At 50.6% G+C, this 22,203-nt stretch carries 15 protein-coding genes; 6 read left to right on the top strand and 9 right to left on the bottom strand.

Annotated elements, in window-relative coordinates:
* Positions 1 to 341: 341 nt before the first annotated feature.
* The gene (locus NDI45_RS13390) at positions 342 to 2,099 is read left to right on the top strand and encodes a cadherin-like domain-containing protein (RefSeq protein ID WP_348247637.1); all 1,758 of its coding nucleotides are present in this window, start codon (positions 342 to 344) and stop codon (positions 2,097 to 2,099) included.
* Between the two features lie 59 nt (positions 2,100 to 2,158).
* Here the strand turns inward: NDI45_RS13390 and wecB are convergent, their stop codons facing one another.
* The 6 genes from wecB to uvsE all read right to left on the bottom strand — a co-directional run bounded on the left by wecB (position 2,159) and on the right by uvsE (position 8,985).
* Complete coding sequence (wecB, locus tag NDI45_RS13385) at positions 2,159 to 3,274, bottom strand: UDP-N-acetylglucosamine 2-epimerase (non-hydrolyzing) (RefSeq protein ID WP_348247636.1); 1,116 nt, start codon at positions 3,272 to 3,274, stop codon at positions 2,159 to 2,161.
* Positions 3,275 to 3,460: 186 nt separating this feature from the next.
* Positions 3,461 to 4,300 (bottom strand): MOSC N-terminal beta barrel domain-containing protein, encoded by an 840-nt coding sequence (locus tag NDI45_RS13380; RefSeq protein WP_199296709.1) that lies wholly within the window; start codon positions 4,298 to 4,300, stop codon positions 3,461 to 3,463.
* A 41-nt stretch (positions 4,301 to 4,341) separates the two neighbouring features.
* Positions 4,342 to 6,576 (bottom strand): PAS domain-containing sensor histidine kinase, encoded by a 2,235-nt coding sequence (locus NDI45_RS13375; RefSeq protein WP_348247635.1) that lies wholly within the window; start codon positions 6,574 to 6,576, stop codon positions 4,342 to 4,344.
* A gap of 121 nt (positions 6,577 to 6,697) precedes the next feature.
* Positions 6,698 to 6,880: a hypothetical protein gene (locus NDI45_RS13370; RefSeq protein WP_190793364.1), complete on the bottom strand. Its 183-nt coding sequence runs from the start codon at positions 6,878 to 6,880 to the stop codon at positions 6,698 to 6,700.
* Positions 6,881 to 7,266: 386 nt separating this feature from the next.
* Positions 7,267 to 7,809 carry a DNA starvation/stationary phase protection protein gene (locus NDI45_RS13365; RefSeq protein WP_190793367.1) on the bottom strand — a complete coding sequence of 181 codons (543 nt, stop codon included), beginning with the start codon at positions 7,807 to 7,809 and terminating at the stop codon, positions 7,267 to 7,269.
* A 99-nt stretch (positions 7,810 to 7,908) separates the two neighbouring features.
* The gene (gene uvsE / locus NDI45_RS13360; RefSeq protein WP_242067479.1) at positions 7,909 to 8,985 is read right to left on the bottom strand and encodes a UV DNA damage repair endonuclease UvsE; all 1,077 of its coding nucleotides are present in this window, start codon (positions 8,983 to 8,985) and stop codon (positions 7,909 to 7,911) included.
* Positions 8,986 to 9,516: 531 nt separating this feature from the next.
* On the opposite strand from uvsE, the gene NDI45_RS13355 reads away from it, so the two are divergent.
* Together NDI45_RS13355 and NDI45_RS13350 are read left to right on the top strand one after the other, a co-directional pair.
* Complete coding sequence (locus tag NDI45_RS13355) at positions 9,517 to 13,209, top strand: PAS domain-containing protein (protein WP_348247634.1); 3,693 nt, start codon at positions 9,517 to 9,519, stop codon at positions 13,207 to 13,209.
* A gap of 203 nt (positions 13,210 to 13,412) precedes the next feature.
* The gene (locus NDI45_RS13350) at positions 13,413 to 14,810 is read left to right on the top strand and encodes a hypothetical protein (protein WP_348247633.1); all 1,398 of its coding nucleotides are present in this window, start codon (positions 13,413 to 13,415) and stop codon (positions 14,808 to 14,810) included.
* Between the two features lie 165 nt (positions 14,811 to 14,975).
* Here NDI45_RS13350 and NDI45_RS13345 read toward each other — a convergent pair whose 3' ends face one another.
* The 3 genes from NDI45_RS13345 to NDI45_RS13335 all read right to left on the bottom strand — a co-directional run bounded on the left by NDI45_RS13345 (position 14,976) and on the right by NDI45_RS13335 (position 17,990).
* The gene (locus NDI45_RS13345; RefSeq protein WP_348247632.1) at positions 14,976 to 15,674 is read right to left on the bottom strand and encodes a phosphatase PAP2 family protein; all 699 of its coding nucleotides are present in this window, start codon (positions 15,672 to 15,674) and stop codon (positions 14,976 to 14,978) included.
* 135 nt (positions 15,675 to 15,809) lie between these two features.
* The gene (locus NDI45_RS13340; RefSeq protein WP_190790013.1) at positions 15,810 to 16,673 is read right to left on the bottom strand and encodes an SDR family oxidoreductase; all 864 of its coding nucleotides are present in this window, start codon (positions 16,671 to 16,673) and stop codon (positions 15,810 to 15,812) included.
* 270 nt (positions 16,674 to 16,943) lie between these two features.
* Positions 16,944 to 17,990, bottom strand: coding sequence for a hemerythrin domain-containing protein (locus tag NDI45_RS13335; protein WP_348247631.1), 1,047 nt, complete (start codon positions 17,988 to 17,990; stop codon positions 16,944 to 16,946).
* Between the two features lie 386 nt (positions 17,991 to 18,376).
* On the opposite strand from NDI45_RS13335, the gene NDI45_RS13330 reads away from it, so the two are divergent.
* The 3 genes from NDI45_RS13330 (at position 18,377) to NDI45_RS13320 (ending at position 22,192) form a co-directional block, all read left to right on the top strand.
* Positions 18,377 to 18,574, top strand: coding sequence for a chlorophyll a/b-binding protein (locus NDI45_RS13330; RefSeq protein ID WP_190790015.1), 198 nt, complete (start codon positions 18,377 to 18,379; stop codon positions 18,572 to 18,574).
* Positions 18,575 to 19,061: 487 nt separating this feature from the next.
* Complete coding sequence (locus NDI45_RS13325; protein ID WP_348247630.1) at positions 19,062 to 20,186, top strand: saccharopine dehydrogenase NADP-binding domain-containing protein; 1,125 nt, start codon at positions 19,062 to 19,064, stop codon at positions 20,184 to 20,186.
* Positions 20,187 to 20,485: 299 nt separating this feature from the next.
* Positions 20,486 to 22,192 (top strand): ABC-F family ATP-binding cassette domain-containing protein, encoded by a 1,707-nt coding sequence (locus tag NDI45_RS13320; protein ID WP_348247629.1) that lies wholly within the window; start codon positions 20,486 to 20,488, stop codon positions 22,190 to 22,192.
* The last annotated feature ends 11 nt before the right edge of the window (positions 22,193 to 22,203 follow it).

Here is a 22,203-nt window from a genome sequence, read left to right as displayed (position 1 = left end):
GTAAAACTCTCAGCAAATTAACAAAGAATAAGTCCTAGCTTTACGGTAGCTCTAAAGAACATTTCAAAATATCTCACAAGTGACAGAGCTTATTTTTCTCAAGCTTTGTTGGAATAGAATTAAGACAGTAATGGAAAGTGTCACAGATGAATGCTCCTCAGTGCTGGAGCGACTTTCCGGGGATTTTGCCATCCCCTAACATCAGGGTTTTCATCATTCATTTATATTGCGGCTAGTGCTTTAAGGAAGCTTTAAATAGTTTTCCGCGATTGCTTCTGGAAACTTTCCGTTGCTTACTGTTGTTGATCAATGTACAAACGTGCAGCCCCCTGAAAATCGTCATGTTAAAAGATACAGGAAACCGTTTTTTCAAAGCCCGCTCGATCCAAGTTTCCAATATCTCTACAAAATGGAATGAAAGAATTGGTGGTCGCGGAGATGCCTTCGATGATTTTCGCCTTAATGTAACGAATCGAAGCAGCTTTACTGCTAATTTGAAAGGACTGAAAGCAAACGCCGATTTGTCGTTGTTTGATGGTCAAGGAAAGCTGTTGCAGAAATCCCAGCGTCTTGGACAACAGGCAGAACGGATTAATGTCAATGAACTTCTGCCGGGAACCTATTTCCTGCGCGTCAAGGGTAACAAACAGAGTGCAACTGGCTATCGGCTCAGTATGAGTACGGGTGCCGTGAATCGTTTTATTCCTAGCCCAAACGGTCCGAGCGGCTCACCTGTAGTGAAGCCAGGCGTGGAAGACAATACTGCTCCTTCCCTCTTCAGCAATGGTATTGCGATCGGTCGAGGCGGTACGGCTTCGATTTCTCGCAACTCGCTTCGAGCCATTGATGCCCAGCAGGGCGCAGGAGATTTGACCTATACCGTGAAGAATTTGCCCAAGTTGGGTAGCCTCTTCCTCAACGGCAATCGGCTGAGCGCAGGCAGCACCTTCACCCAGGCAGATCTGGATGCCAACCGCATCAGCTATCAGCAAAATTCGACAAAGGCGATCGCCAGCGGAACCATTGACGCAAACAGCCTCAAGACGGCAGGTGTTAACGCAGTCTGGTCAGCTCAGGACGGTACAGGCGACTCGGAAATCTTCCTTTTCAACGGCAACAGCGTGCAGCAGCTCACCAACAACACAGTGACAGACAGCAAGCCGCAAATTGCTGGTGATAATGTGGTTTGGCAGAGCGGCGCAGGCGCAAATGCCGAAATCTACCTCTACAAGGGCAGCACCGGACAAACGCTGCGACTCACCAACGACGGCAGCGCAGACTCCGCACCCCAGATTTCGGATTCTCACGTTGTATGGCAAAAGCGATCGGGCAATCAGAGCAGCGTCCAGTTTTATAGTCTGAGCAATGGCGCAACGGGCACGCTCAACAACAGCAGCAGCAACGGTGACAATCAACCCCTGCTAGCTGGAAACAAAGCGGCATTCCTACGCGATAATGGCATTTACTTCGCAGATTTGAGCAGCGGCACTGTGACTCAGGCAAGCAGCAATGCCGCCAGCTACGCCGACACGTTAAAGGGCATCACAGGCAACACGGTAGTTTGGGAAAGACGCTACAGCGCAACGGGCGACACGGACATTCTCTATAACATCAACCCCACTTCGCCCATTTCTGCCCAAAACGTCAACAGCAGCGCGGTCTTTAACGACACGAATGCGATCGTTGCCGGAAACACGATCGCCTTTATCCGCAACCAGACCAGCGGCAGCACTGCCGACGGCATTTACCTGTTCAACCTCGGCACTCGCACCGAGCAACAGCTTACGGGTAGCCTGCCCAGCAATGCTCAGCTGACTGGGCTGTCGGGTTCGGACATTGTGGGCCAATCGATCGTTCCTGGTCAGGTGAAGACCTTTGTGTATCGGGCGGGTGCGCTGGCTCAGCTTGATGGTGGTGCAGTGCAAGAAGGAGCGGCTTCGATTTCGGGTTCAACTCTGATGTGGCTCGGTGGTAACAGCCTGAACAATCCGAATCAGGTGTTTCTGTACGACAGCGCAACCCGCAGCGACAGCTTTGGCTTCAGCGTCAGCGATGGCGGACTCTCAACCGATGGCACGCTGAATATCACGATCGGCTAAACTCCCTCATCTCCCCGCCCTTCTCCAACCGAGAGCGAAGGAGCGCGAGACATAGAGCGTCATTCTTGAAAATACTCTCTCACGGCTTTCACGATCCGTTCGGCAGCATGACCATCCCCGAACGGATTGACCGCATTTGCCATCGTGCGATATGCCACTGGATTGCTGAGCAGGTTTGCCGATTCTTCCAGGATGCGATCGGAGGCTGTGCCAATTAGCTTGGCGGTTCCGGCGTCGATCGCCTCTGGACGTTCGGTGGTTTCGCGCAGCACCAGCACCGGTTTGCCCAGACTGGGAGCTTCTTCTTGCAGTCCGCCAGAGTCGGTAAGCAGCAGATAGGAACGCTGGATCGCGCCGACGAGTTCTGCATAGTCCAGCGGTTCGGTGAGGAAGACGCGGGGATGATCGCCCAGGATTGCCTGAAGCGGTTCGCGCACGGTGGGGTTGCGGTGCAGGGGCAGCAGCAAGGCAGTGTCGGGAAATTTTTCCAGCGTTTGCAAGAAGCCGTGAGCGATGTCCTGCAAGGGTTCGCCCCAGTTTTCCCGCCGATGCACCGTTGCCAGAATCGTTCGACAACTTTGCCAGTCCAATCCGGGGATATCACAAGCGGGCTGGCGATCGGCAACCGTGAGCAGCGCATCGATGACCGTGTTGCCCGTGAGGTGAATTTTGCCCATCACGCTCGATCGCTCTAAGTGCTGCACCGAAAGCTGGGTAGGTGCGAAGTGAAGCTGGGTGATCTGGGAAATCAATCGCCGATTTGCTTCTTCAGGGTAGGGGTTGAACAGGTCGTTGGTTCGCAGTCCCGCTTCGACGTGCCCGACCGGAATTTTTTGATAGAACGCTGCCAGAGCTGCCGCAAATGCAGTCGTCGTGTCACCTTGAACCAGCACCATCTGCGGCTGCTTTTCTTGGAAGAAGCGATCTAAGCCGCGCAGGGTGCGATCGGTGATATCGGTGAGGGTTTGCCCGTGCTGCATGATTGCCAAGTCGTAGTCAGCTTGCAGACCAAACAAATCCATCACCTGCGCCACCATTTCTTGATGCTGCCCGGTCAGCACAACCTGCGTCTCAAAGTCAGCCTGCTCTCGACATTGCCGAATCACGGGCGCAAGTTTAATGGCTTCAGGACGAGTGCCGAGAATAATACAGATCCGAATGGGTGGATTTGCCATGACCATGAATCAAAAAGACAACTGCGAGCGTAACAGCCTGAGCGTGTGCTTGAGAAGTAGGGGGTGAGTGCCCGGGACATCGCCGCTCCCGGCTACACCTAACACATCCTACGTCGAATTGGCTGCGCTGCTATGGCAAAAGCGATCAATTCAGCCCAAACCAACCCAAAATTCCAGCCCAAAATCTTAGCCGAGAATCTGTACCGGGCTGCCCACTGCAAGCGTGCCCCTGCTGCGATGAATCAGGTTTTGCCCAAAGATGACGCCATTTTCCCAGCGGCGATAGGTTGCCAGCGTTGCCAGGGGTTCTTTGCCGCGATCGGTGGTTTCCTGGTCGATGGTGGTGATAATGCAGCGAGTACAGGGCTTCACAACATCAAGCGGCACGTTTTGAATCTGGATTTGCTGCCACTCGTCTTCGGCATAGGCAGAACAGCCCGATACAACAAGATTGGGACGAAAGCGGTTCATGGGCAGGGGTTCAGCAAGTCGTCGGTTCAGGTCATCGAGCGAGGCTTCGGAGACCAGCAGCAGGGGATAACCGTCGGCAAAACTGACCTGAGCCGTTTGTCCCCGATCATATTTGGCATCAATCGGACGATCGTATCCTGCCCCGATTCGCACGAGACGGCAGGGAATACCCATTGCCCGACTGAACCACTGAGCGACAGCTTCGCCCTGATCGATCGCTTCACATTGATCGCCCCAAACCCTGACCTTGATTGTTTTTGCAGATTCTGCCGCCGAGTCAGGCTGCTGCAAAGGTACAAGGAAATCGCGCTGTCCAGGAGCCATCAGATACAGCGAATCTGCAGTGATCACAGGTTCCACTAATGCCAACTCTGGCAAAGTCCGCTGCGTCAAAAACTCGCCTTCGGGCGTGACAACCATCCACTGACGATCCCACTGCAAGCCCCAGGGCGTGAGTTCTGCGGAGGTGACTGCTGTGCCACGACAGGACTTGATTGGGTAAATATGAACGGCACTCAGTATGGGATTCGACAAAGCGGACGGAGAAGCAGACATGGCGGCGATCTGTCTTTGAAGGTCAGTTCATAGTCTATCGCTCAATCATTTTGGCTAACCGGAAGAATATCGATCGGCAGATTGAGCGGTAACGTGACGGTAAATACAGTCTGGGCTGCGCTAGACTCGACCTGAATCGCGCCCTGCAAATGTTTCACCAGCTTTTGCACCAGTGCCAGCCCCAAGCCTGTGCCGCCCTGCTTCCAGGGATCGGTACTGGGAACGCGGTAGAACTTGTCAAAAATTCGGGGCAGCTCATCGATCGGAATCTTGATGCCTGAATTGCAAACTGTCAGCAGAATCTTTTGCGAGTCAAGGGCGGCTTGCAGCACAATTTGCCCTCCCGGCGGCGTGTATTTGCAGGCGTTGTTCAGCAGTTCTGCCAGGATGCGATCGAGGCTGCTGGGATCGCTGGTCAACTTTGGCAGAGAGCTCTTGGGCAACTCAAGCCGCAACTGCTGCTGACGGTTTTGGGCGCGTTCTTGAAAGGGTTCGATCAGGCGGGGCAACCAGTTTTCCAGATCGATCGGTTCCAGAGTCAGTTCGCGTTTGTTAGCTTCTAGTTTTTGCAGGTCGAGCAGGTCGTTAATTAAGTTAATTTCGCGATCGCATTCCTGGTTCAAAATTGACAGATATTGAAGCAAGCGAGCGTCAGGTTCAAAGTTTGCCCGCTGCATTGCCACTTCCAGCATCCGCATCGACAGCTTCATGTTAGAAACGGGCGTACGAAGTTCGTGTGACACCGTGCTGAGAAATTCATCTTTGAGTCGGTTGACTCGCTCTAGCTCAGCGATCGCCTGCTGAAGCCGTTGTTCTGCCTGCTTGATCTGGGTAATATCCCGTCCAATAATCAGGGCAGAAATCACATTTCCCTGTTCATCCAGTTCTGGAACCGCCCACGACTGATAAAATCGTGGACCTTGCGATGTGTGAATCGGAAATTCGATCGTTTGCGGTTCTTGGCGATCGAATACCGGCTCAAGCTGCGGGTAGCACAAGTCGCTGAGGTTGGACGAAAGACCGATTTCGCCCTTTGTTTTGCCAATACAGTCCTGCTGCGGAACGCCGAAAGTACGCGAAAAACTGGGACTGACATAGAGAAATTGTCCTTCCCAGTTAACGCGCATAATTACATCAGGCGAATTCTCAACCAGGGTGCGATACTCCCGTTCTCGCTGTGCCACGGCTGCCTGTGCCTGTTTGCGCTCTTCCTCGATCCGCACCCGCCCGGTAATGTCTAGACAAATGCCGCCCACAGCGTAGAGATTGCCCTGATCATCGAATAAGGGAAACTTGTTGGAAAGATAAACGCACTGCTGCTGATGGATATACAGCACTTCTTCGACTTCGATTCGCTGTCTGCTGTCTCGCACCTGCTGAAGATGTTCAAACACAGTTTCGGCAAGATAATCTCCCGTTCCAGCCCGAGCACTGCCCCAAACAGACTCGGCAGAAAAGCCAATCAACTCCTGCCGCGATCGCCCGACCAATTCCTCATAGCGACGGTTCACCAGCAAATGGCGATTTTCTAGATCCAGCAGATATATCAGCAGGGGAGAATTATCTAAAACAGCTTCAAGCTGACGTTGACTATTCTGAAGTGCCGTTTGCGATGCCTGCAATTCCTGAGTGCGCTGCTGTACGATCGATTCCAGTTCCTCATTAAGCTGCTGCAAGTCTGCCTGAACCCGGCGATAGTCGGTGATATCTTCAACCAGCACCAGCAAGTGCAATTCGTCGTTCAGTTCGATCGTTTCTGAGGCAATCCGGGCAAGTCGTTTCTTGCGGCTGCGGCTGTGAAACCACCATTCGACTGGTTCTGACGTATGCAGCAAAAGCGACAGCAAAAATGCCCGCTCCTGTGGTTCAAAAATGCTCAGCTCGATCGAGGTTTTGCCAATTAATTCTTCGCGACTATATTCGACTAATTCCAGAAAGCGATCGTTGGCTTCGACAAAGTAGCCATCAGCTAAACGAGAAATACACATCGCGACTGGACTGGCGCAAAAGGCTTTAGAAAATCGCTCCTGCATCTGCCGCAAATGGTGTTCAGACAACTGCGCTCGATCGGCAATTTGTCGCAGAGCGGCTGCATCATTTTGAAGCTGTTTCCCAACCTCGATCGGATTCAGTGAGTGGTTCGGGTCAGACGAATTACCCTGAGGCAGATTACTTTGCAGGCGATCGAGCCGTTGAGCAATGATCCTCAATAGATCCGCAGCGGATTCAAAAGATGGTTCAACGTCACCGTCTAAATTTTGACCAGAATGACTCACAATAGGCGAAGAGTTAACTGAAGGATTACCTTTCCAGCCTACTTGGGTTCTGGCAGTACACCGTTAGATTAGCTTGAAAAGAGGGCTTTATACCGCTGAAAACTTAATGAATTGTAACGACTCACTGCGATTTTGCGCCATCGGGCGGAACGGCGATCGGCTCGATAAATTCGTCGATCGGCAGTCCTGAAATATCAAATTCCTCGGTGGGTGCTTCCATCACATCTTCCAGGCTATATTCATCGAGCAAGTCATTAGTTGAAAGATCTTCTGCGGGATGGTTTTCTGCAGATGGGTCGCGCATAGTTTTCGTCTCGGCTTAAGGTGTAAAACGATTTGCAGAACGGTATGCAGAACAGTATGCAAAACGATTTGTAAACGGTTTGCAGAACAGGATGTAGGACGGTTTGCAGAACAAAAAGAATCTCCTGAATGGTTCATCTTACCGATCAGGAGACCTGGATAAAGAAAAGAATTTAGATGTTCAAGCAGTCCGACTCACGCTATCTCAATATCGTCTTAGTATGGGCCCACGATCGGCTCAGTATCAGCTCAATAGTGACTCAATAGTGGCTTAATATGGGACTGAATGACCGATCGAACTTGATCACAGAGCGATAATGCCTTAGTAAAATAACCATCACCGTCTGTTTAACTTTGCTGTTTCAAGTTGGCGTCGCCGTGTATTGACTACACCGTTGCCGCAGACTTCATCCGATCGTCACCGTACACAGAGCCATCTGGCTGAAGCGACTGACCTTCAACAAAGGAGCGCAGCATCCATGCCATTTCTTCGTGCTGTTCCATAATGGCGGTCAGGAAGTCAGCTGTACCTTGATCGTGAAAGTCATCGCCACACTGGTCGATGTGCCCACGCAAGCTGCGAATAATTTGCTCATGGTCATCTACCAGCCGCAGCACCATGTCGGTTGCCAAAGGAATTTGACCCGGCTCTTCTTTGATCAGAGACTTCTCTACAAAACCAGCCGCAGTCCCAATCGGGTAGCCGCCCAGCGCACGAATTCGCTCAGCAATGGCATCGATATTTTCCGTCAGAATTTGATACTGCTCATCCCACATCTGATGCAGAGAGCGGAACTGAGGACCAACCACGTCCCAATGGAATTTTCTGGTTTTGACCAGCAGCAAATAGGTACTCGACAAATCCTGATTCAGCAGCTCGATTACGCCTTGACGCTGCTCTTCTGTTAAACCAATGTTAATCTTACGTATCATCGCTTAAGTTCCTAACAATCACTCCAGTTACCAGTTCAACAAATTTCCCCTCGAAAGAGCATCAACCTACAGAGAGATCAGTTTTTCTTGTATTTGCTACACCATTTGCTCAACGATCGCTTCTTCGATTTCCGCCGATAGTTCCATCACTTCGGGCTGCTCATCCTCGATCATCAATTCGTCGATCGGCTCAGCAGGAATCACGGGCGCATACTGCACCATTGCATCGGGCGGACCATAAAGCCACTCTTGCTGTAGTTTGACGATCGCTTCTTCTTTTTGCTTTGCTTCGATTTCGATCCAGGGAACCGATCGATAGCAGCTCGGCATGATTGTGATGTAATCGCTGTGTCGCTGATCGCGAAAGAACTTGTCGCCGTTAGAAATATGCACTAACTGCCATTCAGGGTTTGTCCAGGTTTGGCGAGCCGCTTCCAGCATTTCTGCCACGCTAGGGTCTTCGTAGGTGTCTACTTGCTCGTGAATCACATGATGGTGGGCATCGAATACCATTGCCACCCCCGCCGCCTGACAAATCTCAAAAATCTGGCGGGCATCATAGGTATATTCATCGTTTTCCAGCGTGAGCCGCGATCGAATGTTGTCCGGCAAGCTGCGAATGGTGTCGATTAGCCGCTCTGCTCGATCGCCTTTGCCGCCGTGGATATTCATTAACGCCCAGTTCGATTGGGGCTGCCCCAGCATATCCATCACTCGCGCATGGGTTGCCAGAATTTTAATGCTGTTTTCGATCACTTCCGGGCGATCGGAGCTGAGCACCACAAACTGATCGGGATGCAGCACGAGCCGCACGCCAAGCTGTTTTGCCCGCTGTCCCACTGCCCGCATTGGCTCCGCAAACTCTGGTAAAACGGCTTCTCCTACCGTATCGTCTGCAAAGGGAAACATTCCCGATCCCATACGATACAGCGAAATATTGCGGCTGTGGCAAAACTCGATCGCCACCCTTAATCGTCGCAGGTTCTCAGCATAGAGTTCGCGTAAAATTTGCGCCTGGGTTTCCGGTTCTAGTTGCAGCAGCCGTTTGCGGGTTGTTGTTTTAAACCGAACATCTTTAGATGCCGTAATGCAAACCAGCCCCAACTTAGGCAAGATTTGATTAGTTTGCGGTGACATCGCAGGCAACGTTTGAACAGTCGATTCGTTCTCCATAAACGCAGTCTCGCAGTGCAATTCTTTGATGCGATCGTTTTCTAAGTTTCTAGATCGTTTTCTAGACGTTTCTAAACGTTCAGTTCCGTTTTATCTTTGGTTTAATCGCATTTCCTTAAGCTAAACGGACTGCAACGCGATCGCCCTCTATCTTTTGAGAAGCCTTTTGAAACGGGTAGGAGGGGGTTACAGAAATGAATTGAGGCGATCGGCTTCAGCGATTGGCTTAACAGAAGTTTTGCAAGATCTTGATGGGCAACTTGGTTACCGAACCTGTTCTGCAAGAACATCACCTTCCCGATAGATTTCTGACAGGAACAGGAAAAGCTTCCTACTTACGATAGAGAGAAAAAGGCAAACCCTTTAGATGATAATGTTACAAAACTCCCATCAGATTTGTGATACTGCTAAAAGCCTGTCTCGTTTTATGTTTATGCTTTATCCCTCACCCAGACAAACTAATTCGCCCGGTCTTTTCTGGCAATTCTCGCTTTCCTGAAGCATCAAAAAAGAAGCAGCGAGGAAAGAACTGTGAATAACTCTGTGAATAATGCCGGGAACGACGAGAGCAATACGAGCGGTGAAGCGAAAAAAAACAGGCTTAGCAGAGAATCGCGATCGGCTTCATCCACTTCAGTTAAAACAATGCATCCGCAGACTCGCCAGGTTTTAGAGCGAATGACGGATGCTTTTATTGCAGTCGATTTGTCTGCTGGGAAGCAAGATGGGCAGGAAAGCTGGACAATCTTTTACGTGAACCCTGCCGCCGCGCAGCTTTTGCATCGATCGCCGGAATCGTTAGTGGGTCAGAGATGGCAAGACGTATTTCAGGAAACCGGCACCGAAGAAATTAGACGGCAGCTTCGACAGGCAGTTGAAGAAAGTCAATTATCACCAGCAGATAGATCATCAGCAGATAGATCACCAGCAGGTAATTATCCTGAATCGATCGAGTTTGAAGCATTTATCGCATCGCTTCAGATCTGGTTAGCGATATGCGCTTATCCATCCTCGGAAGAACTTTCGATTTATCTGCGCGATATCACCGAAGTAAAACGACAGAATGTAATTCAGCGACAGCGAACGGAACAGTTGCGAGAACAGCAATGGCTGCTTCAGCAAATTACTGAGACGACACCCGGCATCCTCTATATTTATGATTTGATCGAACAGTGCAACGTTTATGTCAGTTCACAAATTTATCGATTGCTCCGCTACACTCCGGCTGAAATTCAGGAATTGGGCGATCGTCTTCTTCCCTTGCTGGTTCACCCAGAGGATCTGAGCAAATTTCCGGAACACATCGCCCGCTTTCAGTCGCTACAGCGCGGAGAATTTCTCGAAAACGAGTACCGAATGCGTCACCGAAACGGCGAGTGGCGATGGTTTAGCGGCAGAGATACGGTTCTTAGCCGCACTGCAACCGGGCAACCGAAGCAAATCTTGGGCAGTGCTTACGACATCACGAACCGCAAGTCTTTAGAGCAGCAGCAGCAGTTTTTGCTGGAACTGAATGACTCGATGCGGCTTTTAAGCGAACCGGAACAGGTAATTCAGGTGACAGCTGCCCTGGTAAGCCGTTATTTTCAGATCGATCGCTGTATTTATGGCGAAGTCGATGCTTCCGAAACATGGCTGATGATTCATCCGCAAATTTGTCACGGCGTCATCAACCCTGCCACCCAGTATCAAATGTCAAACTATGGCTCCGATTATCTGGATGACTTGAGACAGGGACAAACCGTGGCAATCGCAGATGTCGCAACCGATATACGCTGTGCCCATTTCCGCGAAGCTCTGGTGGCAGAACAAACGCGATCGTCTCTGACCGTCCCTTTGATTAAGCAAAATCATCTGGTTGCCGTGCTGAGCCTTAGCCACACGCAGCCCCGACCCTGGACAACCGCCGAAATTCGCCTGATCGAAGAAGTTGCCGATCGCATCTGGTTTGCAGTCGAAAGTTTGCGAACTCAGCGTGCCCTGTGCGAGAGCGAAGCCCGATTTCAGCGATTGGCGCACAATGTTCCTGGTGCAATCTGTCGCTATGTTCGCACTGCCGAGGGCGTAGATTCCGTGCCCTATATCAGTCCGAGCTGCCGCACTCTGTTTGAGGTAGAACCCGAAGTCATTCAGCAAAATGTGACGGTGCTGTGGCAAATGCTGCACCCAGACGATCGCGAAGAGCTAAAACAAGTGATTGAAACTTCGATCGCCACGGGAGAATCCATTCACTGGGAAGGTCGCTATCTCTTACCGTCGGGTAAGGTGAAGTGGGTGCGGTATGCCTTTCGCCCCGATCGCCAACCGGATGGCTCAATTCTTTGGGACGGGATGGCAACCGATGTAACCCAGCAAAAAAACCAGGCAGCCGAACGGGAAAGGCTTTTAGCACAATCGCAGCAGTATGCTCAGCAGCTTGGCGGCTTAACCGAGGCAGCGCTCGCCGTGAATGCCGTTCTCTCGGTCGAAGAAGTGCTGCAAGTGATCACGGCTCAGGCGCGATCGATTATCGGTGCTCATCAAGCCGTCACCGTGCTAAAAACCGGAGACACGCTGGCAGGCGCAATTTACAACATCTCCACCTCAAAAAAGTATCGGGACTGGAAGAACTACGCCGCAAATCCCTCCGAAGAAGACATCTATGCGATCGTCTGCAACACCAATCAGCCGATTCGCATGACCCAGGCAGAGCTAGAGGCACATCCCTGCTGGCAAAACTCTGGCAGCGACACTGAAGAACATCCGCCGATGCGCGGCTGGCTAGCAGCTCCCCTAATTTATAGAAACGGCAGAAATCTTGGTCTGATTCAGCTTTCCGATAAGTATGAAGGAGAATTTACCGCAGCCGACGAAGATATTTTGATGCAGCTTGCTCAAATGGCATCGGTAGCGATCGAAAACTCGCACCTCTACGCCGCCGAGCAAACTGCCCGCACCCAGGCAGAAGCCGCCAACCGGATCAAAGACGAATTCCTCGCCGTGCTGTCTCACGAACTGCGATCGCCCCTCAACCCGATTCTGGGCTGGTCAAAACTCCTGCGCGAACAGCGGCTCGATCAAACCGCAACCGATCGCGCCCTTGAAATTATCGAACGCAACGCCAAACTGCAAACCCAGCTGATCGAAGACCTGCTCGATGTCTCCCGGATTCTGCGCGGCAGGCTCAGCCTGAATGTGAGCCAGGTGAATTTAAATGAAACGATCGAAGTGGCGATCGAAACCGTGCGCCTTGCCGCCGAAGCAAAATCAATCCAAATTCAAACCCATCTCCTTCCAATAGCTGCCTGTGTTTCAGGGGATCCAAACCGCTTGCAGCAAGTGATCTGGAACTTGCTCTCAAACGCTGTCAAGTTCACGCCGAATGGCGGCAGGATCCAGGTCACGCTAGAGCAGGTGGAAAGTAAGCATCGGGAAATGAGGAAAGGGAAAGATAGAGAGCTGGAGAACCGTGCAGCGAGTACAGCAGCAGACACAACCTCCTCTGACTCCTCTCTACCCTGCCAGTCCGCCATTCCCACCCTCGCCCAAATCACCGTCACCGATACCGGAAAAGGCATCCACCCCCACTTTCTTCCCCATGTGTTTGACTATTTCCGGCAGGAAGACGGAGCAACCACGCGCAAATTTGGCGGCTTGGGCTTGGGGCTGGCGATTGTGCGGCATTTGGTGGAACTCCACGGCGGAACCGTGAAAGCAACCAGCGAAGGCGAGGGAAAAGGCACAACGTTTATCGTCACACTGCCCCTGTTGAGAAGTCTGGGCGATCGGGAAATAGATGGGGACAGCAGAACATCAGGATGGGGAGCAAATCATCTTCCCACCCCCGCACCGCCTCATCTCCTCACTGGACTGCGCGTTCTGGTCGTGGACGATGACAACGATACCCGTGACCTCATTGCCTTTACCCTCAAGCGATCGGGGGCGGTTCCAATTGCGGTTAGCTCAGCAAAAGCAGCAATTCAGGCGATCGCTCGATCGGAATTTGATTTGCTGATTAGCGACATCGGAATGCCCGAAATAGATGGCTATACCCTGATGAGCCAGATTCGATCGCTCGTGCTTAAAAATGGTTTTTTGCCTGCGATCGCTCTCACTGCCTACGCTAGCGAACTCGACCAGCAGCAGGCACTTGCTGTTGGGTTTGCTCGCCATTTAGTGAAGCCCGTTGACCCGGATGAGCTAGTGAGGGCGATCGAGAGCGTGGTGAGGAGAGTGGGTAATTAGGTCAGCAGGTGCGCTAAGGAAAGGGGGTAATACTCCAGAACGATGCCTGATCGAGCATGAGGATTAACGATCGAAGCTGAAGGTCAGACCGTGGTGCAAATTCGCACCGTTTTTCGCGCCGTCTGATGCAGATCTAATACAGGTCTGATGCAGCCTGATGCAGGTCTGATGTAAGCAGTTGAGTACCATTATTCCAAGCGACTATGGTTAAATTTAAGCCTGATTTTGAACGCCGTCATCCTCGCACCGCGCTGATTATTGCGATCGTTGCTCTGATTAATTTGGGGCTAGTCTTTTTTGATCTGACTTACTTTAATCTGCGTCCAGTGTACAGGCAATATTTACCTGATATTACTCAGATTTATGATCCGGTAAAGGGGGTTGAGGTTCATCCTGAAACTCAGTATTACCAGATGCAGGTCGATCGCCTGAAGGGCCAGTTTGCCGAATACGAGTTGCAGTCACCTCAAGTGGAAGACTCGCTGCAGGAACTGCGAACCCTGAGCCAGCAGTTAATGATAGCCTTTGCTGCGCCCCGTGGAGAAGAAGTACTGGCAACAGTGCAGCAGAATATGCGGACGAGAACAGGGCAACCCTTTACCCGCGATGCTTTTGATCAATTCTGGAGTTCTGCATATCTCGAACAGCAGGGATGGCAGCAGGAACTCGCATTTTGGGATGCTCAGATTCAGCCATTTTTTCAGACAAACTATTACCGCAGAGTCAACTCCTGGGGCGCAGCGATCGATTATTTCTGGCTGATTGATCTGCCGTTTGTTTTGATTTTTGCGGTTGATATGCTGATGCGAATTCTCCTGATTCGTCGTCGTAATCCCGATTTAACCTGGATCGATGTGGTACTGCGTGAATGGTATGACTTGCTGTTACTGCTTCCGTTTTGGCGGTGGCTGCGGATCATTCCGGTTGCTCTGCGCCTGTATCTAGTCGATATACTCGATCTGGAACCAATCCGGGTACAGGTACAGCGAGATACGATCGTCACCGTCGGAGCCGATTTAGCCGGAATTGTGGGAATTCAAATTATTGACCAGATGAAAGAGTCCCTGCGCGAGGGTAATCCGATCGAATGGCTATCGTCTGCTTTACCCGATCAGGACTCCTCAACAAACGGGATTAATCCCCAGGAAATGGTTGCTATTACGGATCAGCTTTATGACACCAGCGTGCATCACATCCTGCCCCGCATTCAGCCCGACATCGAGGAGCTGGTCCAGCATAGCCTGACCAGAACTTTGGAACAAATGACCGTGTATTCCCAGCTTCATCACATGCCGGGAGTGGGACGAATCTTGACTCAAGTGGTGCAGCAGTTGTCTAACTCAATAGTGCAGGGAATTTATCAGAGTCTGAGGGGCGCACTCTCGGATTCAGAAGGCAAGGAAATTACTGATCGCCTACAGCACAATTTACGGAAAGCGATCGCCGAGGAATTTGATCAAGACAAAACCTTGCAGGAAGTTCAGTCCAGACTGCTCGATGTGCTGGAAGAATTTAAGTCGAAATATGTGCGGGCACTGGCAGAAGCGGGCGGAGAGAAGCTCGCCGAACGAACCGAAGTCCTGCATCGACAAGTGAGCTAAATAAGCAAGATGAACAAGTGAGCTAAAGCAATATCCTCAGTCCGAGTTGCGAGCGCGCCTGCATTGTTAGCGGCGTTGTTAGCGAAAAGTCCCCTGAATTCTTTGATTCCAGGGGCTTTCAGCTTGTGTTGCTTTCTAAATCTCAAACTCCGATCGCTATCGCCATCAAACCACAAGCGGTTGCTTTAACCGCAGCATCACCACGCAAATCATCAGCCACAAAAATCCCATTCCCCAGCCGCCGACAACATCCGTCACCCAATGCACCCCCAGATACAGCCGACTAAAGCCGATCGCCCCAGTTAGCACGGCTGCGATTCTATAAAACCAGCCTGCTCTTTTTGGAAAGTGCCTTGCAAGCAGAAATGCGATCATGCCGTATAGCACCATTGACCCCAGCGCATGACCGCTCGGAAAACTGTAAGACGTTTCAGTGATTAGCCGCATCCACAACGCCGGACGGGGATTTTTGAAAAAGAGCTTCAGCGCGTTTTTGAGAATAAATGCACCGATATTGGCAATCAGAAAAATCTGTGCTTCCTGTCGCTGTCGCTTGAGCCAGAGCGTTAAAAAAACAGTAAGGAGAATTGGCACAACGATCGGCCAACTTCCCAGATGGGTAATCGACAGCATCAGGCGATCGAGCGTCGGATTTGTAAACTGATGCAGCCAGTTTAAAAAAGCAGTGTTAAACGCAAAGTTTTCGCGCTCTAGGATTTCGTCGCTAAGATAGGCAACTAGCCACAGCACCGATAAGCAGCTAATCAAGCCCACCATGCCGATCGCCGCAATCAAACTGGCAAGGCTAGGATAAATTCGCCGTAGCCAGAAATGTTTGATCGATCGAAGAACGTCCTGAAACATTAAAGAGAAAACCTGAGCCGAGAAAGCATAATCCCCCTACCAACGTTGGCAGAGGGTTTGGAAGAAGTGTGAATCCATTGCCCACAAAAGAGTAGGTTTCATGGATCAATAGGGCAGTTCGGATTACGGTAACAATTAGCCGTTCACCACTGCGCCCCCGTTCGGGTGCAGAATTTGACCTGACATGTAGGACGAGTCATCGGATGCCAGGAACACATAGCAGGGCGCGATTTCTTCGGGCTGTCCGGCGCGCTGCATCGGAGCCTGCTTGCCAAACTGTGCCACCTTGTCTTCGGGGAAAGTTGCAGGGATGAGCGGAGTCCAGATTGGTCCCGGAGCCACACCGTTCACGCGGATGCCTTTCTCAATCAGAGACTTTGACAGCGATCGCGTGAATGCTACGATCGCGCCTTTGGTAGAGGAGTAATCCAGCAGTTCCGGGCTGCCCTGATAAGCAGTCACCGACGTCGTGTTGATAATGGTACTGCCTTCTTTCAGGTGAGGCAAAGCTGCCTTGGTCAGGAAGAACATTCCAAAGATATTCGTGCGGAAGGTGCGCTCAAGCTGGTCTGCGGTAATGTCTTCAATGCTTTTTTGCGGATGCTGTTCAGCGGCGTTGTTCACCAAAATATCCAGATGCCCGAATTCCTGAACCGTTTCAGAAACAGCATCTTTGCAGAAATCTTCCGAACCAATATCACCCGGAATCAAAATACAGCGACGACCTTCCTGCTCAATCATCATTTTGGTTTGCTGGGCATCGTCGTGTTCGTTGAGATAAACGATCGCTACATCTGCACCTTCTCTGGCAAACAGAATTGCAGCAGCACGACCAATCCCGCTATCGCCGCCTGTAATAAGCGCGACTTTATCTAGAAGTTTGTCGCTGCCTTTGTACTTCGAGTCAACAGCTTGGGGCTTAGGCGTCATTTCGGACTCTAAACCGGGCTGCTGGTTTTGATGCTGCGGGGGCTGAAGCTTTTGAGATTCGGGGGACATGATTTAACCTCCTTATCAAATATGAAAAACTTAAGATGTGAAAAACTTAATTTGCATAGCAATCCCCCCTGATATGAATCTGAGGGGGGATAAATCGTTTAACCTGCAATTGAGGTTGTTTGATGAATATTCGATGTCCGATGCCGCTCCTAAATTCCCGAAGGGTGGGGACCTTGAGCTGCTAAGCCTTTCACTTGCAAAAGAAGACTTTTAGGGGTTCAGTTTCCCACCATTAGGGGGTAGGGAGACGGTTTGGATAATTACATCGAATTACATCGACATCGAAGACTTCATTTCGTCCTGGAGCTGGCTTTTCTTCGCCTTGAACTGAGAACCTAGACGCTCTTGCTCTTCTTTGCTAAAGCTGTCGCGCACGGCTGCAAAGAAAGTGCTTTCTTCCTGACGAACGTGATCTTGAACTTCGCTCATGAGCTGACGAATTTCGTTCATGAACTGCTCAGACATCATATCCATCTTCGCCATCTGGTCGAGCTTGGGCAACCAAGAATCTTGCTCGTTGTACAGCTCTTGCAGATCGCTTTCGGGATATTTGCCGCGCACTGCGGGGTATGCGATTTCGTCTTCTGCTAGGGCATGAGCGCGCAGATCTTTGTAGAGCTGACCGAAGTATTCGCGACGCTTCATCGGGTCATTGGTCTGCATGATTTCTGCAAACAGCACGTTCACTTTCTGGTGATCCATGCGGAGGATATCTTGCAGCGTCATGTCAGAGCGATCGGTGTTTTGAGTCAGAACACTTCCTGCAACACCAGACAGCGCAGCAACAGCATCCTGAACCCGTCCCCACAGACCTTGGTCAGCTTCTTTGCCCGTCAGTTCACGAACGCCAACTTTCTCCAGAACGCCCTTGAGCTGTTCCTGGTGAGCGCGGTTTTCAAAGTTGACGGTGTTGAGCGGAGTGATTGCAGCTTCTACGTCTGCACCCACAACTTGGGCACACTTGTGAACCAGCAGACCCATCATAGTGACAGCATGCTTCATCAGTTCGTGATGAGATAGCTTCTCCAGCACAGAGAAGTCAGAACTGTTGTTGATCTGACGACCCATTTCAATCATCTGGAATGAAGATGGTTTGGGGTCAGCTTTCACACCATACTGAACAATAACAGTTTCAATAATGCCTAGGTTCTTCTGATCATCCTGAAGCATACTCCGCAGACGATCGCGAATGTCATCATCAGCAATCTGAGAGATGAACTGCTGCTCGCTTTCCATCAAAAACTTTTGCATCTCTGCCATTTCTGACAGCTTCATGCCAATCGCTTGCCGCTTTGCGTCATCTAATGTCGTCGCCATAATCTTTTGTTCTCCTCTTAAATTGCTTTGGCACAACTCTTTCCTGAAAGTGACACAGGCGATCGAGGAAATTCATCTCTCAGAAGACTGATCGACCTTATAAGCAGGACTGGATCAGTTTTGAATCGATTTTGAATTGGTTTTGAATCAGTTAAGGTGCAACATACATAATGAAATTAAGAGATTTATCACCTGTAAATAGATAGAAATACCACATCAATTTCTGGTGAATAGTCAATTTCAATTAACAAGAGGTTAATTGCGGCGAATCATGCTCTAAAAACTCGATCGTCGATCTATAACCTCCGAGGGATAGCACAAGTTGCTGCGAAAGCTAAGGTATGAAACATAACGTAACGTTTGTCAGCAACTTAGGAGTCTAACCAATGGAAACTCGTAACGCAACCGATCTACCCCCCGTCGCTAGTGCTTATAACGGTAAAGACCGCAACGCCTTCCTGTTCGGCTGGAATCCCCAAGCAGAACTGTGGAACGGTCGTCTGGCAATGATTGGCTTCGTAGCATACCTGCTTTGGGATCTGGGTGGTTACAGCGTCGTGCGCGACCTGCTTCACCTGCAATAAATCTGTTATTCCCCAAGTGGTTCAATACGGTTAAATAAAACCGTTGACATAAATTCAGTTGGTTAGCCCATTCGAGTAATTTCGTGCAGGAATTGCTTGGACGGCTAGCCAACTTCAGTATATTTGAGGCAACTTGTTTGAAATGATTTCTTTCAGATAATTTGCTTGAGATAGCTAATCTAAGACATTTAAACGAGATAGTTAAAGCGATCGCCGCTTTAAGCAGCCGTTTTTGTCATATGCTAGGAAGCGTTTTATTTCGATCGCCCTTTTTTACTTTAGTTTTCTACTTGCCACCCTTTTATGATTGGAAAATAGATCCAAGCTTAATTTTTCAAACTTAACTTTGCGATCGTTTTTCAGCTGATGAAACGCTTTGATTGACTGTATCAAATCTTCACGCTTCGCTCAGGTCAACCTCTTGCCTAAGTTAGAATAGCGACGCAGCAGAACACGCTGTCTTAACAACTTGATACATCAACGCAAGATGACAAAACAAGTTTTAATCGTAGGCGGACGAGGACGGATTGGTAGCAGCGTTGCCGCAGATCTGCTGACCTACACCGATGCAGAAGTCACGATTACAGGACGCACGGCTGATACGGGGCATGTGAGCGATAAACTCGGTGAGCGGGTGCGGTTTCTCGAACTTGACCTTTCGGACGCAGAGCGATTGCGATCGGCGGTGGCAGACAAAGATCTGGTGATTCACTGTGCAGGACCCTTTCGTTACCGGGATGCGATTACGCTTAAAACCTGCATCAGCGAAGGCGTGAACTACCTTGATGTGAGCGACGATCGATCGTTTACCAAAAATGCGTTGAGTCTCTGTGAGGCAGCACAGCAGGCAGGCACAACCGCCGTGATTAACTCTGGCGTGTTTCCCGGTATCTCGAACAGTATGGTGCGGCAGGGCATCGAACAGCTTGACGAACCGGAAGTGATTCACCTTAGTTATGTAGTCTCCGGGTCGGGCGGCGCAGGCGTCACTGTGATGCGGACAACTTTCCTCGGATTGCAAAATCCATTTCAGGTTTGGGTAGACGGCAGATGGCAGGAAATTAAGCCCTACACTGGACGCGAGATGACTGAGTTTCCCGGTTACGGGCGATCGGGCGTGTACTGGTTTGATATGCCAGAAGCGTTTACCCTGTGCAAGGCATTTCCCGTTAAAACGGTGATCACCAAATTTGGCTCTGTGCCCGACTATTACAATCGCCTCACTTGGATGGCAGCTCACCTGTTTCCGCGCCAACTGATGCGGCAACCATGGATGATCGAATTTTTGTCGAAAACTAGCTACACCATGACTAGCGTGACCGATCGCTGGAGCGGTATTGGCGTGGCAATGCGGGCAGAAGTGCGTGGAAAGCGCAACGGGCAGCCCACCCAGTACGTTTCAACCTTTGCCCACGAAAACACTGCATACGCTTCCGGCTGCGGCACAGGGAGTATTGCTCAGGTGTTGCTATCGGGTGCGCTGCAAAAGCCAGGAGTCTGGACGGTGGAAGAAGCATTGCCGACCCATTTGTTTGAGCAAGGCATGACAGAGCGGAAGTTGACGATCGAGCAGCAGTTTGAGCTGCCTGTTGCGGTCAAACAAACGCTTTAATCTTTTAATCTCTTGAATCTCAAGATTTACAAGGGTGCTGCTCAGTGGTGAGAGCCTCCCTACCCACGCCCACCAAGACCCTGCAGAGACGAAACATCCAACGCACTGCCCGCGGCTATGCCCCACCTGCCCATTTGCCCGCTCGCTTGTTCAAGCATCCTCCTTGTTCAAATATCTTAAGCAGGTAAGTTTGCGTCTGCTTCGAGCCCAAGCTAGCAAGTATTGCTTACGTCACTGAAGCGATAACATTTCTGTTACATTTGATGTGGCGTTTTCCTCATTTCGAGTGGAGTCCTGCAATGCTGCGTCTGGAACACATCTCCAAAATTTATCCGACCGGCGAAGTGCTAAAGGACGTGAACTGGGAAGTAAAACCGGGCGATCGCATCGGTCTGGTGGGCGTGAATGGGGCAGGAAAATCAACCCAGCTCAAAATTATTGCCGGGGAAATCGAACCGACTTCCGGAGAAATCATTCGTCCATCCAGCTTGAAGATTGCTTACCTGACGCAGGAATTTGATGTACAGGTAGACCGCACCGTCCGAGATGAAATGTGGCGGGCATTTCGAGAAGCCAATGACGCCCACGAGGCACTGCAAGCCGTCCAGCACGAGATGCAGTCTGCCAGTCCCACAGAACTTGATCGCCTGATCCACAAGCTCGACAAATTTCAGCGACAGTTTGAGGCACTCGGCGGCTACGGTCTAGAAGCCCAAATCGAGAAGATTCTGCCGGAGCTTGACTTTCAGCTGCAGGACGGCGATCGGCTCGTGGGCGATTTTAGCGGCGGTTGGCAGATGCGAATGAGCTTGGGCAAAATTCTGCTTCAGTCTCCCGATGTGCTGCTGCTGGACGAGCCGACTAACCACCTGGATTTGGAAACGATCGAATGGCTAGAAACTTACCTGAAAGGGTTGGAAACGCCAATGGTGATCGTGTCGCACGACCGGGAATTCCTCGATCGCCTGTGTAATCAGATTGTCGAAACCGAGCGAGGCGTCTCCACAAGCTATCTCGGCAATTACAGCAGTTACCTTCAGCAAAAAGAAGAAATTCAAAACGCCCAGTTCAGCGCATTTGAGCGGCAGCAAAAGGAAATTGAGAAACAGCAGGCATTTGTCGATCGCTTCCGAGCCAGCGCGACCCGCAGCACTCAGGCAAAGAGCCGAGAAAAACAGCTTGAAAAAATTGAGCGAATTGACGCTCCGGTCGGATCTGTAAAAACCTTGCACTTCCGGTTTCCGCCTGCACCCCGCAGCGGACGCGAAGTGGTCATCATCAAGAACCTCACTCATATTTATGAGGACAATATTTTATTTCTGGGGGCAAACCTGCTGCTTGAGCGGGGCGATCGCATTGCAATTCTGGGCCCAAACGGATCGGGTAAATCGACCCTGTTGCGTCTGATTACTGGAAGCGAAGCACCGCTCGAAGGAACGGTCAGTCTAGGTGCGCATCAAGTGATCCCTAGCTATTTCGAGCAAAATCAAGCGGAAGCACTGGATCTGGAAAAGACCGTAATGGATACCATTCACGACGAGGTTCCAGATTGGAAAAACGAAGAAGTTCGGACTTTGTTAGGACGATTTCTCTTTAGCGAAGATACGGTTTTTAAGCCAGTGGCGGCTCTGAGCGGCGGAGAAAAAGCTCGACTTGCCCTTGCAAAAATGCTGCTGCGTCCAGCGAATCTACTCATTCTAGACGAGCCAACAAACCACCTCGATATTCCTGCAAAAGAAACGCTGGAAGAAGCACTCCAGCATTACGATGGAACGGCGATCGTCGTCTCCCACGATCGATATTTCATCTCACAGGTTGCGACCAAAATTGTTGAGATTCGCGACGGAGAATTGCGCCTCTATCCAGGTGACTATCACTACTATTTAGATAAAATTGCCGAAGAAAAAGAAAAAGTGAGACTGGCGGCGATCGAGGCAGAAAAAACAGCGAAAGTAGCTGCTAAACGAGAAAAACAGAAAGAAAAGCAAAAGCGTCGTGTAGGTTAAGATTCTGCTCC

It is taken from the genome of Leptolyngbya sp. GB1-A1, assembly GCF_039962475.1.
Classification (GTDB): Bacteria; Cyanobacteriota; Cyanobacteriia; order Elainellales; family Elainellaceae; genus Leptolyngbya_A.
This window is presented reverse-complemented; position numbering and strand designations above follow the sequence as displayed.

Coding starts and splice junctions, on each gene's coding strand:
- NDI45_RS13390 (WP_348247637.1), top strand. CDS start 342: ATGTTAAAAGATACAGGAAACCGTTTTTTCAAAGCCCGCTCGATCCAA.
- wecB (WP_348247636.1), bottom strand. CDS start 3,274: ATGGCAAATCCACCCATTCGGATCTGTATTATTCTCGGCACTCGTCCT.
- NDI45_RS13380 (WP_199296709.1), bottom strand. CDS start 4,300: ATGTCTGCTTCTCCGTCCGCTTTGTCGAATCCCATACTGAGTGCCGTT.
- NDI45_RS13370 (WP_190793364.1), bottom strand. CDS start 6,880: ATGCGCGACCCATCTGCAGAAAACCATCCCGCAGAAGATCTTTCAACT.
- uvsE (WP_242067479.1), bottom strand. CDS start 8,985: ATGGAGAACGAATCGACTGTTCAAACGTTGCCTGCGATGTCACCGCAA.
- NDI45_RS13350 (WP_348247633.1), top strand. CDS start 13,413: ATGGTTAAATTTAAGCCTGATTTTGAACGCCGTCATCCTCGCACCGCG.
- NDI45_RS13345 (WP_348247632.1), bottom strand. CDS start 15,674: ATGTTTCAGGACGTTCTTCGATCGATCAAACATTTCTGGCTACGGCGA.
- NDI45_RS13340 (WP_190790013.1), bottom strand. CDS start 16,673: ATGTCCCCCGAATCTCAAAAGCTTCAGCCCCCGCAGCATCAAAACCAG.
- NDI45_RS13335 (WP_348247631.1), bottom strand. CDS start 17,990: ATGGCGACGACATTAGATGACGCAAAGCGGCAAGCGATTGGCATGAAG.
- NDI45_RS13330 (WP_190790015.1), top strand. CDS start 18,377: ATGGAAACTCGTAACGCAACCGATCTACCCCCCGTCGCTAGTGCTTAT.
- NDI45_RS13325 (WP_348247630.1), top strand. CDS start 19,062: ATGACAAAACAAGTTTTAATCGTAGGCGGACGAGGACGGATTGGTAGC.
- NDI45_RS13320 (WP_348247629.1), top strand. CDS start 20,486: ATGCTGCGTCTGGAACACATCTCCAAAATTTATCCGACCGGCGAAGTG.